We start from the raw sequence: 14,124 nt of genomic DNA, 5'->3' as shown, positions 1-14,124 counted from the left end.
CGCCCCCTCGTCGTACGCCCGGCCGAGCGCCGCGGCGTCGTGCATCCGCTAAGCGGTGTAAGCGGTGATGTCCTTGATCACGGCGAAGCCCAGACCGTACGCGCTCATGCCTCTGCCGTACGCCCCGAGATGCACCCCGGCCTCCGTCGCACCCGCGAGCACCCAGCCGAACTCGGACTCCCGGTAGTGGAACTGCGTCGGCACCCCGTCGACCGGCAGGGACAGCGTCGACCACGCGGGCCCGGTCAGGTCGTCCGCGAGGACCCAGGCCGTCTCCGTCTGCTGGTCCAGCCAGTCGTCCCGCAGGGTGTGGTCCATCTGGCCCGGCCAGGTGAACGTCAGCAACCCCACGCCCGCCAGCCACGCCGCGGACGAGACCGATGTGGCCTCCAGCACGCCGGTGCCGTCCGGGCTGCGCCGTACGGGGTTCTCGGCGACGGTGACCACGACGGCGAACTTCTCCTTGTCCTCCGTGGCCTCGTTGCGCACGGACGGCTCGTCCCCGTGCCCGATGGACCCGTGTTCTACGGTCCCGTCGGCCGCGGTGCCCACCTGCATCAGCCAGCGCGGCCCCGTGAACGCCTCGTCGAGGCCGTACCACGGGAAGGGTGCCCGGAGATAGCCGTCGACCGTGCGGCGGGCGGAGGGGAGCTGTGGTCCGCCCTCCGCGGCCGACGCCTGCGCGTCCACCCGACTCGTCGTCTCCATCTGCCCGGACGCCTCCTCGCTCTCGTCGGACCCGAGCGGCCCGCCCCCCACGGGCGTCCTCGCTCCCAAACGGTCCGCGCAACAACTGGGCAGCATAGCCACAGCGCTCCGAACAGCAGGGAAACGCCCGGCGCGTACCACCCTCGCGCGGCGCAATACGGCCGTACGCACGCCGACGAGCGCATGACCTGCGTCACGTCAGGCGGGCACGGTGAGCCCCGTGCCGGACGTGGCGCGCAGGGCTCAGGTGGCGTCCGCGTCGAAGGGCGGGCGCTCGCCGGGGTCGGTGCTCGTGGGCTTCTTCGTCATGTCGACGGTGCCGCCGGTGGGGCCGGAGGACGCCGGAGAGGAGGTGGACGACTCGGACTCCCGACTGTGGACCGCGTCCGTGACCTCGGCCATCTCCTTCTTCAGGTCGAAGCCGTTGCGGATCTCCTTCAGCCCCAGGTCGTCGTTCTCCAGCTGCTTGCGGATGAACGTCTTGGGGTTGAGGTCCTCGAACTCGAAGTCCTTGAACTCCGGACCCAGTTCGTTGCGGATGTCCTGCTTGGCGCTCTCCGAGAACTCGCGGATCTTGCGGATCGTTCGCGCGACGTCCTGGATCATCTTGGGGAGCTTGTCCGGACCGAAGACGAGCACGGCGATGACCACGATCGTGACCAGCTCGAGCGGTCCTATGTCATTGAACACCTGAAGCTCCTTGCGATGTCCTCGGTCCTCGGCCCTCGGTGGTCTGTGCGGGTCTTCCGTGGTCCGGGCCGGGTCCACGGTACCCGGCGTTCCTGCCGTACCGGTACTGTCCCGGCACACCGGCCGCGTGTGCACGAGGGGTTTTCCGGGTTGTTTGCCTTGTCGGGCGGGTTTCGTCCCGCCATTGCGGGGTTTCGCGTCAGCTGCCGTCCGCCGAGCCGAGGACGAGCGTGATCCTCCGTTCGGCCCCGCCGCGGACCACGGTCAGCTCCAGACGGTCGCCGGGGCGGTGGGCGCGGGTCCTGATGATCAGCTCCTCCCCCGAGTGGACGCGCATGCCGTCGACCTCCGTGATGACGTCGCCGGGCTTGATGCCGGCCTTGTCGCCGGCACCGCCCCGGGTGACGGCGGGGCCTTTGCCGGTGCCCTTGGCGCCGACCCGGGCGCCGTCTCCCGTGTAGTTCAAGTCGAGCGTGACGCCGATCACCGGGTGGGTGGCCCTACCGGTGTTGATCAGCTCCTCGGCGACGCGCTTGGCCTGGTTGACGGGGATGGCGAAGCCGAGCCCGATGGAACCGGCCTGGCCGCTCTGGTCGGATCCGCTGCCGGCCGACCGGATGGCGGAGTTGATGCCGACGACACGGCCCTTGCCGTCGAGGAGGGGGCCGCCGGAGTTGCCGGGGTTGATCGGGGCGTCGGTCTGCAGGGCGTCGACGTACGACACGTCGCTGCCGTCGCCCTTCTCGCCGCCGGCGGTGATGGGCCGTTCCTTGGCGCTGATGATGCCGGAGGTGACGGTGCCGGCGAGGTCGAAGGGCGCGCCGATGGCGACGACGGGGTCACCGACCTCGACGTTGTCGGAGTTGCCGAGGGGCAGGGGGGTGAGGCCGCGGACGCCGGTGACCTTGACGACCGCGAGGTCGTATCCGGTGTCATGGCCGACGACGGTGGCCTTGGCGCTCTGGCCGCCGTTGAACGTCACCGTTATCTCGCCGCCGGCTGCCGCGGGTTGGACGACGTGGTTGTTGGTGAGGATGTGTCCGCGTCCGTCGAGGACGAAGCCGGTGCCGGTGCCCTCCTCGGAGGCGCCCTTGACGTGCAGGGTGACGACGCTGGGCAGCGCCCGTGCGGCGATCCCGGCGACGCTGTCCGGGGCGCGCCCCGCGGGCTCCTTCCCGGCCTGCGGCAGCCGCACCTCCCCGATGCCACCGTCCCGCTCCCACGCGGCTCCTACGACACCGCCGACCCCTCCGGACACGAGCGCGATCAGCGCGCCGGCGGCGACGAGCGCCTTGCGGCCGCGCGCACGCCGCTGCTCCGTGCCGGGCAGCGCGGCGCCGTTCTGCTGGAAGGGGACCCGGGGCGCCCACGGGTCGTAGTTCTGCCAGGGGGAAGGGGACGAGGGGGCGCCGCTCGGGTCGGTGGAGCCACCCGGCACCGGAGCGGTGGGCGGCACCGGAGCGGTGGGCGGCACCGGCATCGCGGGCGCGCCGGGCACGGGCGCGCCCGGAGGCGTGGGCGTGCTCTGCGCGACGGTCCTGTGCGGGGGCGTCACCGCCGGGTGCTGGACCGGTGGGGCGGGCGCCCAGGGGCCCGGCCCGCCGTAGGGCGGGGTGTTGTAGGGGTCGGGATCGTGAAGGGCCTTGGCACGACCGTCGAGGGCGTCAGACCCGTCGCCGCCCTGCCGAGGGCCGGTGTGCCCGGCAGACCCTTCCTGCGCCGTGCCCACGGCTGCCGGGCGTTCCAGCTCGAAATCGCCGTCCCCGTCGGTTGTCGGGGGCTTCGCGAGGACGTCGGCCCCGACCCCCGTTCCCGCCGCAGCCGGGCGCTCCAGCTCGAAGTCGCCGTCGGCGTCGCCCTCATAGCGAGGACGTGTCCCGGCAGGAGCCGGCAGCTCGAAGTCGCCGCCGGGCTCTCCGACCGGCGCCGAACCGCCGGTCGTCGACCCCTCGGCGTCGTGCGCCGCTCCGGACTCGCTCGCCCCCTGCTCCGGTCCCGCCTCAGGGACCGGCTTCCCCTCGTCCATGGTCTCCCTACACCCGCCGGCGGCACCTGGTGCCGCGGATTCCGCGCCCGGACCGCTTGCGCGGGCGCGGGCACCATGGATTCAACCAGGTTCCCCGGGCGGCCGCGCAGCCGCTCAGCGGCCGGTGTTCGAGGAGGGGGAGGGCGTGGGGGACGTGGACGGCACCGGGCGGGCCGACAGGCCGGGGACCCTCAGCTGAGGGGCGGTCGGCAGCGTGAACGGTCCGGTCTCGGTGAGCGGGCGTATGAGCGGGGACATCGCCGCCGCACCGGCCACCACGGGAGCGGTCAGCGCGCGGATCTGCGAGACGTCCTGGACACCGGGAGCGGGCACTCCGGACAGCAGCGGCGCCGAGGACTGCGTGGGCGCGACCGGCGTCCGGTCCAGCGCGCGCTGCTCGAGCAGCGCTCCGGTGGATCGCCGCCGCTGCGTCTCCGGCGACGTGACACCGCCCGTACCCGGTGAGCGCATGGGGGTCACGTTGCTCCCGGCCCCGGAACCGCCGCGCGCCTCCGCGCCGGAGTCACCGCCCACGCCGGACACGCCGCCGAGCGCCAGCGCGGCCAGCGAGACGGCGCCGGCGGCGACGAACACGAAACGCCGCCCACGGGACGCCGGCCGCTCGCTCTCCTGCCGGCCGACGGGGTGGATACGGAAGCCGCCGTCCTCCGGGAGGACACGGCCCCCGGGGAGGGCGCGGCTGTCGGAGGGCGACAGCGCCGCGGCGTGCGGGCCCGACGGGACGTAGCCGAAGGGCTCGCCCCTCACTCCGAAGACGCCGGGCCGCGCGGGCAGTCCGGCGCTGCTCTGGAGTCTTCTGCCGAATCCTCCCCCGCCGAGCGGCGTGCCATCGCCGTCGACGTCACCTCCCATGGGCAGGCCCTGGAGGCGGGCCAGGAAGCTCTCGGAGGGGGGCGGCGGGGCCGCCTCGGCGAAGACGTTCTTCAGCCGGCGCTGGGCGTCGGCCTCGGCCTTGCACTTCGCGCACGTGGCCAGATGGGCCAGCACGCGCTCGCGCATCTCATGACCGAGTTCTCCGTCCACCAGGGCGGAGAGGCGGTCTCCCAGGTGCTGCTCTGCCGGTGTGGGGCGACGGGATCCACTCACGCGGTCGCGCCCCCTCCCCCCAGCGCGGGCACCCGGGGCACGAAGGAGCGGCGCTCGGCCGCGCGGGCCTGAGGCGCCCGGTGCGCGAGCGCCTTGCGCAGCTGCGAGCGGCCGCGGTGGATCCGGGAGCGCACCGTGCCGAGCTTGACGCCCAGGGTTGCGGCGATCTCCTCGTAGGACAGTCCTTCGATGTCGCACAGGACGACGGCCGCACGGAACTCGGGCGCGAGCGTGTCCAGCGCCTGCTGGACGTCCGCGTCGAAGTGCGCGTCGTGCAGGACCTGCTGCGGCGTCGGCTCACGGCTGGCCAGGCGCTCCGCCGCGTCCTCGCCGAGCGCGTCGAAGCGGATGCGCTGCTTGCGGCGGACCATGTCCAGGAAGAGGTTCGTGGTGATGCGGTGCAGCCAGCCCTCGAACGTGCCGGGCGTGTACGTCGACAGGGAGCGGAAGACCCGTACGAAGACCTCCTGGGTCAGGTCCTCGGCGTCGTGCTGGTTTCCGGTCAGGCGGTACGCCAGCCGGTAGACCCGGCCGCTGTGAGTGCTGACGATCTCCTCCCAGGTGGGCGGAGTCCACGCCTGCGCGTCCGCGTCGGTGGCGAAGGTCGCGATGTGCGCGGTGTCGGCAGCGTGGTGGGTGTCAGCGATGTCGGTCACGGATTTCGGCTCACCCGATGACCTGAGAAGGAGCCGTAGCACCCCTCCCCGATCCGCAGGCGCAGCCGCACCTCCCCTGTCGGCTCTGGTGGTGTCCAGTGGAGCCCCTACCATAGCCACCTCGCCCGTTAGCTCCGGATAAGCGGTTTTACGAGAATTTGATGCCCGCTGATACGGCTGCGTCAGCACTTGCTCGGCAACCACGTCCACGCGTCTGTCCCGGTCCTTCCCCACGCCCTCTTCGCACCCTCCTCAACGCCCGGTCCCATCTGCGGGTTCCCGACGTCAACGGATACAGTCACGCCCAAGCAATCACGGGGACAGGAGAGGGTCATTACCGGCAACCGGCAGACGAGCTGGGCGTTCGCCGACGCCTATGTCGCCGAGGACGACGCGCTGCGCTGGGCCCGGGAACGGGCCCGTGAAGCAGGGCTGCGCTCGGTGTCGCCCGGCACGGGCGCCGCGCTGCGCATGCTCGCCGCCACCGTGGACGCCAAGGCGGTGGCGGAGATCGGGACGGGATGCGGTGTCTCCGGAATCCATCTGCTGCACGGCATGCGGCCGGACGGCGTGCTGACCACGGTGGATCCGGAGCCGGAGCACCAGCAGTGCGCCCGCCAGGCCTTCCGCGCCTCCGGTTTCGCCAGCAACCGGGCCCGCTTCATCCCGGGCCGCGCCCTGGACGTCCTGCCGCGGCTCGCGGACGCCGGCTACGACCTCGTCTTCTGCGACGGCGACCGGCTCGAGGTGCTCGACTACCTCGCCGAATCGTTGCGTCTGCTGCGTCCCGGCGGGCTCGTCGTGTTCGAGGGCGCCTTCGCCAACGGCCGCACGGTCGGCTCGGGGCCGCAGCCCACCGAGGTGCTGCGGCTGCGGGAGCTGCTGCGCACGGTGCGCGAGAGCCCCGACCTCGTGCCCTCACTGCTCCCGGTGGGGGACGGACTGTTGTGCGCGGTCAGGCGGTGAGCCCGGCCGTGGGGGCCGGGTGGATGGGCCGTCCGGGTCCGAGCACCTCCGGGAAGCCCCCTGGAAAAAGCGGTCCCCGGCACCGCGTACGATGCCGGGGCAGCTGAAATCCGGGGTCTGCCGCGTCAGCCGACGACCTTCTTGAGGGCGTCGCCGAGCGCGTCGGCCTCGTCCGGGGTCAGCTCGACGACGAGCCGACCGCCGCCTTCGAGCGGAACGCGCATGACGATGCCCCGCCCCTCCTTGGTCACCTCGAGCGGGCCGTCGCCCGTCCGCGGCTTCATGGCCGCCATGCTCGTTCCCCTTCCTGAAACCAGCTCATCGTCAGCCGACGGCCCCTTGAAGGGCACGCGATCCTTCACAGGACACGCGACACCGGCATCGAACACATTGCTTCCAGGCCATTATCCCGCATCTCATGACCCGATGACCAACATCAGTCGGCATCGCTTGCGCAACACGCGCGAGCAAAACCACTCAATTCGGCGATGTGACTGTGATACTTCGCCCCCGCACCGACATCCGCCGACCGGATCCCTGCGGGAATTCTTTGACGCAGGTCACACGTACGGTCCGTTCCGCGGGCGGTGATCTCGGCCATGCTGTCCTTCGGACGCGGGCGTACCGGCCGGTACGCCCGAGGCGCGACACCGGAGGGGACCCACCATGGCCGACACCGTGCTCTACGAGGTGAGCGACGGACTCGCGACGATCACGCTGAACCGTCCGGAGGCGATGAACGCGCTGAACATCGCGACCAAGGTCGCCCTTCGGGACGCGGTGCGGTCCGCGGCGGACGACGGCTCCGTGCGCGCGATCCTGCTGACCGCCGCCGGGGACCGGGCGTTCTGCGTGGGGCAGGACCTCAAGGAGCACATCGGGCTGCTGGCCGCCGACCGGGAGACCGGCTCGGGCCACACGATGAGCACGGTGCGGGAGCACTACAACCCGATCGTCCGGGCACTGGCGGGTGCGCCCAAGCCGGTGGTGGCCGCGGTGAACGGCGTCGCGGCCGGGGCCGGCTTCGGATTCGCGCTGGCCGCGGACTACCGGATCGTGTCGGGCACCGCATCCTTCAACACGTCGTTCGCGGGCGTCGCGCTGACGGCCGATTCGGGCGTCTCCTGGACGTTGCCCCGCGTGGTCGGTCCCGGGCGCGCGGCCGACCTGCTGCTCTTCCCGCGGAGCATCGGCGCCCAGGAGGCGTTGGAGCTGGGCATCGCGAACCGGGTCGTCCCCGCGGACGAGCTGCGGACCGAGGCGGAGAAGGTGGCCGTGGCGCTCGCCGAGGGGCCGACGGTGGCGTACGCGGCGATCAAGGAGGCGGTGGCCTACGGGCTGACCCACTCCTTGGAGCAGACCCTGGAGAAGGAGGACGAGCTGCAGACACGGGCGGGCTCGTCCCAGGACCACGCGATCGCTGTGGAGGCGTTCGTGAACAAGGAGAAGCCGAAGTACCTGGGCCGGTAGGTCTGCGACTGACGTGGCCGTGCGCCGCCCGTGGTCGATCGGCGGATTCAGTCGCCGCGGGCGGCGCAGTCGGCCAGGTGGTCGTTCACCAGGCCGCAGGCCTGCATCAGCGCGTACGCCGTGGTCGGGCCGACGAAGCGTATGCCGCGCTTCTTCAGGGCCCTGGAGAGCGCTGTCGACTCCTCGGTGACCGCGGGGACGTCGGCCAGGGTCACCGGAGCCGGACGGGATGCCCCGTCGGGGGCGTACGACCAGATCAGCTCGTCGAGCTCGCCCGGGGCCCACTCGGCCAGCACGCGTGCGTTGGCGAGCGTCGCCTCGATCTTGGCGCGGTTGCGGATGATGCCCGGGTCGGCGAGCAGACGCTCCTGGTCGGCGTCCGTGAAGGCGGCCACCTTGGCGATCCGGAAGTCGGCGAAGGCGGCGCGGAAGCCCTCGCGGCGGCGAAGGATCGTGATCCACGACAGACCCGACTGGAACGCCTCCAGGCACAGCCGCTCGTACAGCGCGTCGTCGCCGTGGACCGGGCGGCCCCACTCCTCGTCGTGGTACGCCACGTAGTCCTCGGTGGACAGCGCCCAGGGGCAGCGCAGCACGCCGTCGGGTCCCGTGAGGGCCGCACCGCTCACTGGGGGTCTCCTTCGGCCCGCTCGTCCCCTGCCGGTCCGGCGGCGCGGGCTCCGGCGAGCGCGGCCTCCAGGTCGGCGATACGGGCGTCCCGCTCGGCGATCTCGGCGCCGAGGCGGCCGAGCGCGTCGTCCACCTCGGCCATGCGATAGCCCCGGACGGCGAGCGGGAAGCGCAGGGCCTCCACGTCGTCGCGGCCGACGGGGCGGTCCGGCGGGAGCGGGTCGTCGAACCGCTCGGGGGCCGCCTCCGGCAGCGGGGTGCTCTCGCCGCCTCCCACCACGGCCAGTGTCACCGCGGCGACCACGACGGCGAGCGCGACGACCAGGAACAAGAACATGAGCATCACTTAAGTCCCCACGCTCGGTGCCGGCGCGCTGCGCGCCGACGCGGAAGTGCCGATGTCGAGTCTGTCTTTCTCTCTTGGTCAGATCGTGCCATGCGTCGCTGACAATTAGGGTCACAGGCGGCCGAGGAACGGGACGTACTGGGAGAGGTCACAGGGGATGCTCAAGCTGGGCAGGCGAGAATTCGGCGAGCACGAGCCGGTGATCATGGCGATCGTGAACCGGACCCCGGACTCCTTCTACGACCAGGGGGCCACGTTCCGCGACGAGCCCGCCCTCGCGCGCGTGGAGCAGGCGGTGGCCGAGGGAGCCGCGATCATCGACATCGGCGGGGTGAAGGCCGGGCCGGGTGAGGAGGTCACGGCCGAGGAGGAGGCGCGGCGGACGGTCGGCTTCGTCGCGGAGGTGCGGCGGCGTTTCCCGGACGTCGTGATCAGTGTGGACACCTGGCGGCACGAGGTCGGCGAGGCCGTGTGCGAGGCGGGCGCCGATCTCCTGAACGACGCGTGGGGCGGGGTCGATCCACGGCTCGCGGAGGTGGCGGCGAGGTACCGGGTGGGGCTGGTGTGCACGCACGCCGGGGGCGCGCTGCCGCGGACGCGGCCGCACCGGGTGACGTACGACGACGTCATGGCCGACATTCTGAAGGTGACGGTGGGGCTGGCGGAGCGGGCGGTGGCTCTCGGGGTGCCGCGCGAGTCGGTCCTGATCGACCCCGGCCACGACTTCGGGAAGAACACCCGGCACAGCCTGGAGGCGACGCGGCGGCTGGACGAGATGGTGGCCACGGGGTGGCCGGTGCTGGTGTCGCTGTCCAACAAGGACTTCGTCGGGGAGACGCTGGACAAGCCGGTGAAGGAACGGGTGCTGGGGACGTTGGCGACGACGGCGGTGTCGGCGTGGCTGGGGGCGCAGGTGTACCGGGTGCATGAGGTGGCGGAGACGCGGCAGGTGCTGGACATGGTGGCGTCGATCGCGGGCCACCGGCCGCCGACGGTGGCCCGCCGGGGCCTGGCCTGACGGAGTTCTCCTCGCCCCCGCCGCCCCTACCCGTCCCACCCCCAGGGGCTCCGCCCCTTCAACCCCACCAGGGGCTCCGCCCCTGGAACCCCGGCGGGGACCACGTCCCCTGCACCCCTCGCGGGGCTCCGCCCCGGCCCCCGCTCGGGCTCCGACCCGCGGCCCCGGCGGGAACTGGCGCCCGCTGCGATCCCCGCAGCGCTCCGCACCACCGCCCTGCCGGAGCAGCGCCCCCGGGCCCCGGCCGGGAAGCTGCTTCCGGTGCTGTGGCGAACCGGGAGTACGCCCTGAAGGGGCGCGGGGAACTGCGCGACCAGCCACGGACGGGCCGCAGCGGCGCACTCACCCGAGCCACCCCCGGCCTCGGGCCGAAGGCCGAAGGGGCCCGGGCGAAGCCTCCGGCGGCGACACCTCCGCGCCGGATGCATACCCGAGCACCCCGGCCTTCGCACCGAGAGCCGAAAGGGGACCGGGGCGGAAGCCCCGGCGGCAGCGCCCCCGCACCGGGTCCGTACCCGAGCGCCCGTGACCTTCGTGCGGAAGGCCGAAACGGGCCCGGGGCGAAGCCCCCGGTACGGCACCCCCGCACCGGATGCGTGTCCGGAGTCCGGTGGTGCCACCGCCTCGGGTCGGGCTCAGCGCCTAGCGTCCCGCCTCCTTCGAGACCAGGGCCACCGCCTCTTCCACGTCGTCCGTGAGGTGGAACAGGAGCAGATCCTTCTCCGAGGCCTTGCCCTGGCCGACCAGGGTGTTCTTGAGCCAGTCGACCAGGCCGCCCCAGTACGACGTGCCGTACAGCACGATCGGGAAGCGTGTCACCTTCTGGGTCTGGACCAGGGTCAGCGCCTCGAACAGTTCGTCCAGCGTGCCGAGGCCGCCCGGCAGGACCACGAACCCCTGCGCGTACTTGACGAACATCATCTTGCGGACGAAGAAGTAGCGGAAGTTCAGTCCGATGTCGACGTACGGGTTCAGCCCCTGCTCGAACGGCAGCTCGATGCCGAGGCCGACCGAGATCCCCTTCGCCTCGCAGGCCCCCTTGTTCGCCGCCTCCATCGCGCCCGGGCCGCCACCGGTGATCACCGCCCAGCCCGCCTCCACCAGGCCGCGCCCGAGTCGTACGCCCGCGTCGTACTCCGGCGAGTCCACCGGCGTCCGCGCCGAGCCGAACACGCTGATCGCAGGCGGGAGTTCGGCCAGCGTGCCGAAACCCTCGATGAACTCCGACTGGATGCGCAGCACGCGCCACGGGTCCGTGTGGACCCAGTCGGTGGGGGCGCGCTCGTCCAGCAGTCGCTGGTCCGTGGTGCTCCTCGTCACCTGGCCCCGTCTGCGCAGCACCGGACCGAGCCGCTGCTCATCCGGCGGAATCTTCTTCCCCTCGGGGTTGCCGGTAGGCATGTGCGCTCCCTCCGCTCGGGGGTGGTTCCACCCCAGCGTAGATCCGCGCGGGTTACGGAGGGGGGACGTGCGCATGTCCGACTCGGGCGACCGTCCCCCCGCCCGGCGGCAGGTCAGGACGTCAGCCAGGCTCGCAGGCGCTCCTCCGCCGTGAGGACCTTCGCCGTCTCCACCCGCTCGTCCCGCTTGTGCGCCAAGAGCGGGTTGCCGGGACCGTAGTTGACCGCCGGGATCCCGAGCGCGCTGAAACGGGCGACGTCCGTCCAGCCGTACTTGGGCATCGGGGTGCCCCCGACCGCCTCGATGAACGCCGCCGCGGCCGGGTGCGACAGCCCCGGCAGGGCGCCGCCGCTCTGGTCGACCACCTCGAACTCCGCCACGCCGCAGTCGGCGAACACCTCACGGACGTGCGCGACCGCCTCCTCCTCGCTGCGGTCCGGTGCGTACCGGAAGTTGACCGTCACGACGCATTCGTCCGGGATCACGTTCCCGGCCACCCCGCCGGAGACGGCGACCGCGTTCAGGCCCTCCCGGTACTCCAGGCCGTCGATCACCGGGTGGCGCGGTTCGTAGGCCGCCAGGCGGGCCAGGATCGGGGCCGCCGCGTGGATCGCGTTCGAGCCCATCCAGCCGCGCGCCGAGTGGGCCCGCTCACCCCTGGTCCTCAGCTGCACCCGCAGCGTGCCCTGGCAGCCGCCCTCGACCCGGCCGTCGGAGGGCTCGAGCAGCACGGCGAAATCGCCCTGCAGCCACTCCGGGTGGGCCTCGGACACATGCTTCAGACCGTTCAGGTGTGCGTCGACCTCTTCGTTGTCGTAGAAGACGAACGTCAGATCACGGTTGGGTTCGGGGACCGTCGCCGCGATGCGGAGCTGAACGGCGACGCCCGACTTCATGTCGCAGGTGCCGCAGCCCCACAGCACGCCGTCCGCGTCCAGGCGGGAGGGCACGTTGTCCGCGATCGGGACCGTGTCGATGTGGCCCGCCAGGATGACGCGCTGCGGACGTCCCAGGTCCGTACGTGCCACCACGTTGTTGCCGTACCGGTCGACCGTCAGGTGCGGCAGGGCGCGCAGCGCGGTCTCGATGGCGTCCGCGAGGGGCTTCTCGGTGCCGCTCTCGGAGGGGAAGTCGACGAGCCGCGCGGTGAGCCGAGCGGCGTCCAGCGTGAGGTCAAGCGGGGTATCGGCCATGTCCTCGACCCTAGCGCGCCCGACCGCGCGGGCCTGCCACAGGAGTTGTCCACAGCGCCGGGCAACCCGCAGTTCACCTCCAGTACCTTGTACGGCGTGTCAGAGCCGTCCCCTCCTTCCGTGCGACGTGGCCGCTTCCTCCGTTTCGGAGCGGCCTTCGTGGTCCTGCTCGCCGTCGCGGGCTATCTCGTCGTCCAGTACCTCACCGGTTCGGCAGCGCCGAAATGCCGGGTCGTCTCCGGAAAGGACGACGGCGCCTCGTACGAGTTCACTCCGGAGCAGGCGGTGAACGCGGCGACGATCGCCGCCATCGGCACCACGCGCGGCATGCCGGAGCGTGCGGTGACCATCGCGCTCGCGACCGCCCTGCAGGAGTCGGGCCTGCGCAACATAGAGCACGGCGACCGGGATTCCCTCGGCCTGTTCCAGCAGCGCCCGTCGCAGGGCTGGGGCACCAAGAAGCAGATCATGGACCCGACGTACGCGGCGGGCGTGTTCTACGAACACCTGGCGAAGGTGCCGGACTACACGAGTCTGCCGCTCACGGTCGCCGCGCAGCGGGTGCAGCGCAGCGGCTATCCGGAGGCGTACGCGAAGCACGAGCCGGACGCCATTCTGCTCGCCGCCGCGCTGACCGGCCGTGCGGCGGGCACGCTGACCTGCCAGGGGCGCCCCGCGCCGACGATGACCGGGGGCCCCGACGCGGTGCGGGCCGCGCTCGTACGGGACTTCGGGCGCGACGTGCTGCAGACGGCCGGCGCGGAGGTGGCCCCCCGGCGCCCGTCGCCGTCGCCCACGGGCACGCCGACGCGGGCCGCCGACGACGCGGTGACGATTCCGGTGCCCAGGAGGTCCACCGCCTCGGGGACCGTCAGTGAGCGCGGCTGGGAGCTGGCGCACTGGGCGGTGGCCAACTCCACGGCGCTGCACATCTCCCGGGTCTCCTTCGCGGGCCGCGAGTGGTCGCGCGGAGGCTACGCCGGCGAGTGGCGTACGACCGGCTCCGGCGACGAGAAGGCGTCGGCCACCGAAGTCCGCATCATCACCGGCGGGTAGTCCGGGCAGCAGTACGAGTTCTCACTCCTGCGGGTAATGCGCGGCGCGCCTCGTCGACGGGGCGCGCACTTTTTTGCGGGTCCTTCGACGTATGCTCCGGGCCCCTTGTGAACAAAGAGCTGTAAGGATTCGGCAGGCTTTCGGGTCGGTTGGCGTTTGCCCGATTTCATCCCCACCTGATAATGCGACGCATTACCAACTCTTTACACTGACCCACCGCAACCTTCGCGGGCTTCGAGCGGTAGTCACTGCGTCCGAGCCCGGAACGATGAACAGCCGAATCGGCTTGAACTCCCGGGCGCAGTCGAACACTTCACCGTTCTCTCCCGTCTAAGGAGCATCATGTCCCTCCCCCTGACCCACCGGATCGCCCGTGCCGCGCTGCTGATCGCGGCGGGAGCGGCGCCCGTGGTCGGTGCGGCCGGCTCCGCCAGCGCGGCGACGACCGATCTGCCGGCCACCCCGAACCTCGGTGGGCTGACCGCCCTGGACACCGCGCAGGTCGGCACCACCGTCGACGGCGCGGCCCAGAAGGCCGACGGTGCGGCGCAGCAGGTCACCGGGGTCGCGGGTGACACCGGCAGCCACGCGGTCAAGGCAGGCAGCCAGGCGGCCAGGAAGGCGGTGCCGGCGGTGAGCCGGACCGGCGGAAAGGTCGTCGGGACGGCGGCTCCGGTTGCGCAGAAGGCGGCCGGGGACGCGGCGGGGCAGGCCGGCGGGCTGCTCGGGGGCGCGACCAAGGGCGGGCTGCCGAAGGGGCTGCCGCTGGGCGGCTGACGCCGGGTCCTATTGCGCGGAGGGTCCAGGGAAGCGTTTCCCTGGACCCTCCGTCTGTTGCAGCTGATGTTGCAGCTGAG

15 protein-coding genes are annotated in these 14,124 nt (G+C 72.2%); 5 read left to right on the top strand and 10 right to left on the bottom strand.

Going from position 1 to position 14,124, the window contains the following annotated elements:
• Positions 1-48 precede the first annotated feature (48 nt).
• The 5 genes from SY2F82_RS12945 to sigE form a co-directional block, all read right to left on the bottom strand.
• The gene (locus SY2F82_RS12945; RefSeq protein ID WP_236041387.1) at positions 49-708 is read right to left on the bottom strand and encodes a hypothetical protein; all 660 of its coding nucleotides are present in this window, start codon (positions 706-708) and stop codon (positions 49-51) included.
• Between the two features lie 243 nt (positions 709-951).
• Positions 952-1,398: a sec-independent translocase gene (locus SY2F82_RS12940; protein ID WP_200419150.1), complete on the bottom strand. Its 447-nt coding sequence runs from the start codon at positions 1,396-1,398 to the stop codon at positions 952-954.
• 199 nt (positions 1,399-1,597) lie between these two features.
• Positions 1,598-3,424: a S1C family serine protease gene (locus SY2F82_RS12935; RefSeq protein WP_200419149.1), complete on the bottom strand. Its 1,827-nt coding sequence runs from the start codon at positions 3,422-3,424 to the stop codon at positions 1,598-1,600.
• A 114-nt stretch (positions 3,425-3,538) separates the two neighbouring features.
• On the bottom strand, positions 3,539-4,531 hold the full coding sequence (locus tag SY2F82_RS12930; protein WP_200419148.1) for an anti-sigma factor: 993 nt from the start codon (positions 4,529-4,531) through the stop codon (positions 3,539-3,541).
• A complete protein-coding gene (gene sigE / locus SY2F82_RS12925; protein WP_200419147.1) occupies positions 4,528-5,229 on the bottom strand; it encodes an RNA polymerase sigma factor SigE in 702 nt (233 codons plus the stop codon). The genes SY2F82_RS12930 and sigE overlap by 4 nt, the downstream gene beginning before the upstream one ends.
• Positions 5,230-5,454: 225 nt before the next feature.
• Between sigE and SY2F82_RS12920 the strand changes: the two genes are divergently transcribed.
• Entirely contained in the window at positions 5,455-6,153 is a 699-nt protein-coding gene (locus tag SY2F82_RS12920) for an O-methyltransferase (RefSeq protein WP_308437766.1), read from the top strand.
• Positions 6,154-6,278: 125 nt separating this feature from the next.
• Here SY2F82_RS12920 and SY2F82_RS12915 read toward each other — a convergent pair whose 3' ends face one another.
• On the bottom strand, positions 6,279-6,446 hold the full coding sequence (locus SY2F82_RS12915) for a DUF3117 domain-containing protein (RefSeq protein WP_003966491.1): 168 nt from the start codon (positions 6,444-6,446) through the stop codon (positions 6,279-6,281).
• 373 nt (positions 6,447-6,819) lie between these two features.
• Between SY2F82_RS12915 and SY2F82_RS12910 the strand changes: the two genes are divergently transcribed.
• Positions 6,820-7,623 carry an enoyl-CoA hydratase/isomerase family protein gene (locus tag SY2F82_RS12910; RefSeq protein WP_200419146.1) on the top strand — a complete coding sequence of 268 codons (804 nt, stop codon included), beginning with the start codon at positions 6,820-6,822 and terminating at the stop codon, positions 7,621-7,623.
• A 47-nt stretch (positions 7,624-7,670) separates the two neighbouring features.
• Here SY2F82_RS12910 and SY2F82_RS12905 read toward each other — a convergent pair whose 3' ends face one another.
• Together SY2F82_RS12905 and SY2F82_RS12900 are read right to left on the bottom strand one after the other, a co-directional pair.
• Positions 7,671-8,252, bottom strand: coding sequence for a DNA-3-methyladenine glycosylase I (locus tag SY2F82_RS12905; RefSeq protein ID WP_200419145.1), 582 nt, complete (start codon positions 8,250-8,252; stop codon positions 7,671-7,673).
• Positions 8,249-8,596 carry a DivIVA domain-containing protein gene (locus SY2F82_RS12900; protein WP_200419144.1) on the bottom strand — a complete coding sequence of 116 codons (348 nt, stop codon included), beginning with the start codon at positions 8,594-8,596 and terminating at the stop codon, positions 8,249-8,251. Before SY2F82_RS12900 ends, SY2F82_RS12905 begins: the two co-directional genes overlap by 4 nt.
• Before the next feature lie 160 nt (positions 8,597-8,756).
• Between SY2F82_RS12900 and folP the strand changes: the two genes are divergently transcribed.
• Positions 8,757-9,617 carry a dihydropteroate synthase gene (gene folP / locus SY2F82_RS12895; RefSeq protein ID WP_200419143.1) on the top strand — a complete coding sequence of 287 codons (861 nt, stop codon included), beginning with the start codon at positions 8,757-8,759 and terminating at the stop codon, positions 9,615-9,617.
• A gap of 642 nt (positions 9,618-10,259) precedes the next feature.
• On the opposite strand, the gene SY2F82_RS12890 is transcribed toward folP, so the two are convergent.
• Both SY2F82_RS12890 and dapE read right to left on the bottom strand, forming a co-directional pair.
• Entirely contained in the window at positions 10,260-11,018 is a 759-nt protein-coding gene (locus SY2F82_RS12890) for a TIGR00730 family Rossman fold protein (protein ID WP_200419142.1), read from the bottom strand.
• Between the two features lie 113 nt (positions 11,019-11,131).
• Positions 11,132-12,211 (bottom strand): succinyl-diaminopimelate desuccinylase, encoded by a 1,080-nt coding sequence (dapE, locus tag SY2F82_RS12885; protein WP_200419141.1) that lies wholly within the window; start codon positions 12,209-12,211, stop codon positions 11,132-11,134.
• Between the two features lie 120 nt (positions 12,212-12,331).
• On the opposite strand from dapE, the gene SY2F82_RS12880 reads away from it, so the two are divergent.
• Positions 12,332-13,267 (top strand): heavy metal transporter, encoded by a 936-nt coding sequence (locus SY2F82_RS12880; RefSeq protein ID WP_374707149.1) that lies wholly within the window; start codon positions 12,332-12,334, stop codon positions 13,265-13,267.
• 342 nt (positions 13,268-13,609) lie between these two features.
• On the top strand, positions 13,610-14,044 hold the full coding sequence (locus SY2F82_RS12875; protein ID WP_200419139.1) for an ATP-binding protein: 435 nt from the start codon (positions 13,610-13,612) through the stop codon (positions 14,042-14,044).
• The last annotated feature ends 80 nt before the right edge of the window (positions 14,045-14,124 follow it).

Source organism: Streptomyces sp. Y2F8-2 (assembly GCF_014905555.1).
In the GTDB taxonomy this organism is placed as follows: Bacteria; Actinomycetota; Actinomycetes; order Streptomycetales; family Streptomycetaceae; genus Streptomyces; species Streptomyces cynarae.
The sequence above is the reverse complement of the archived record's forward strand: the minus strand, read 5'-3'. Positions and strand labels throughout refer to the sequence as shown.

Coding starts and splice junctions, on each gene's coding strand:
- SY2F82_RS12945 (WP_236041387.1), bottom strand. CDS start 708: ATGGAGACGACGAGTCGGGTGGACGCGCAGGCGTCGGCCGCGGAGGGC.
- SY2F82_RS12935 (WP_200419149.1), bottom strand. CDS start 3,424: ATGGACGAGGGGAAGCCGGTCCCTGAGGCGGGACCGGAGCAGGGGGCG.
- SY2F82_RS12915 (WP_003966491.1), bottom strand. CDS start 6,446: ATGGCGGCCATGAAGCCGCGGACGGGCGACGGCCCGCTCGAGGTGACC.
- SY2F82_RS12910 (WP_200419146.1), top strand. CDS start 6,820: ATGGCCGACACCGTGCTCTACGAGGTGAGCGACGGACTCGCGACGATC.
- SY2F82_RS12900 (WP_200419144.1), bottom strand. CDS start 8,596: ATGCTCATGTTCTTGTTCCTGGTCGTCGCGCTCGCCGTCGTGGTCGCC.
- folP (WP_200419143.1), top strand. CDS start 8,757: ATGCTCAAGCTGGGCAGGCGAGAATTCGGCGAGCACGAGCCGGTGATC.
- SY2F82_RS12890 (WP_200419142.1), bottom strand. CDS start 11,018: ATGCCTACCGGCAACCCCGAGGGGAAGAAGATTCCGCCGGATGAGCAG.
- dapE (WP_200419141.1), bottom strand. CDS start 12,211: ATGGCCGATACCCCGCTTGACCTCACGCTGGACGCCGCTCGGCTCACC.
- SY2F82_RS12875 (WP_200419139.1), top strand. CDS start 13,610: ATGTCCCTCCCCCTGACCCACCGGATCGCCCGTGCCGCGCTGCTGATC.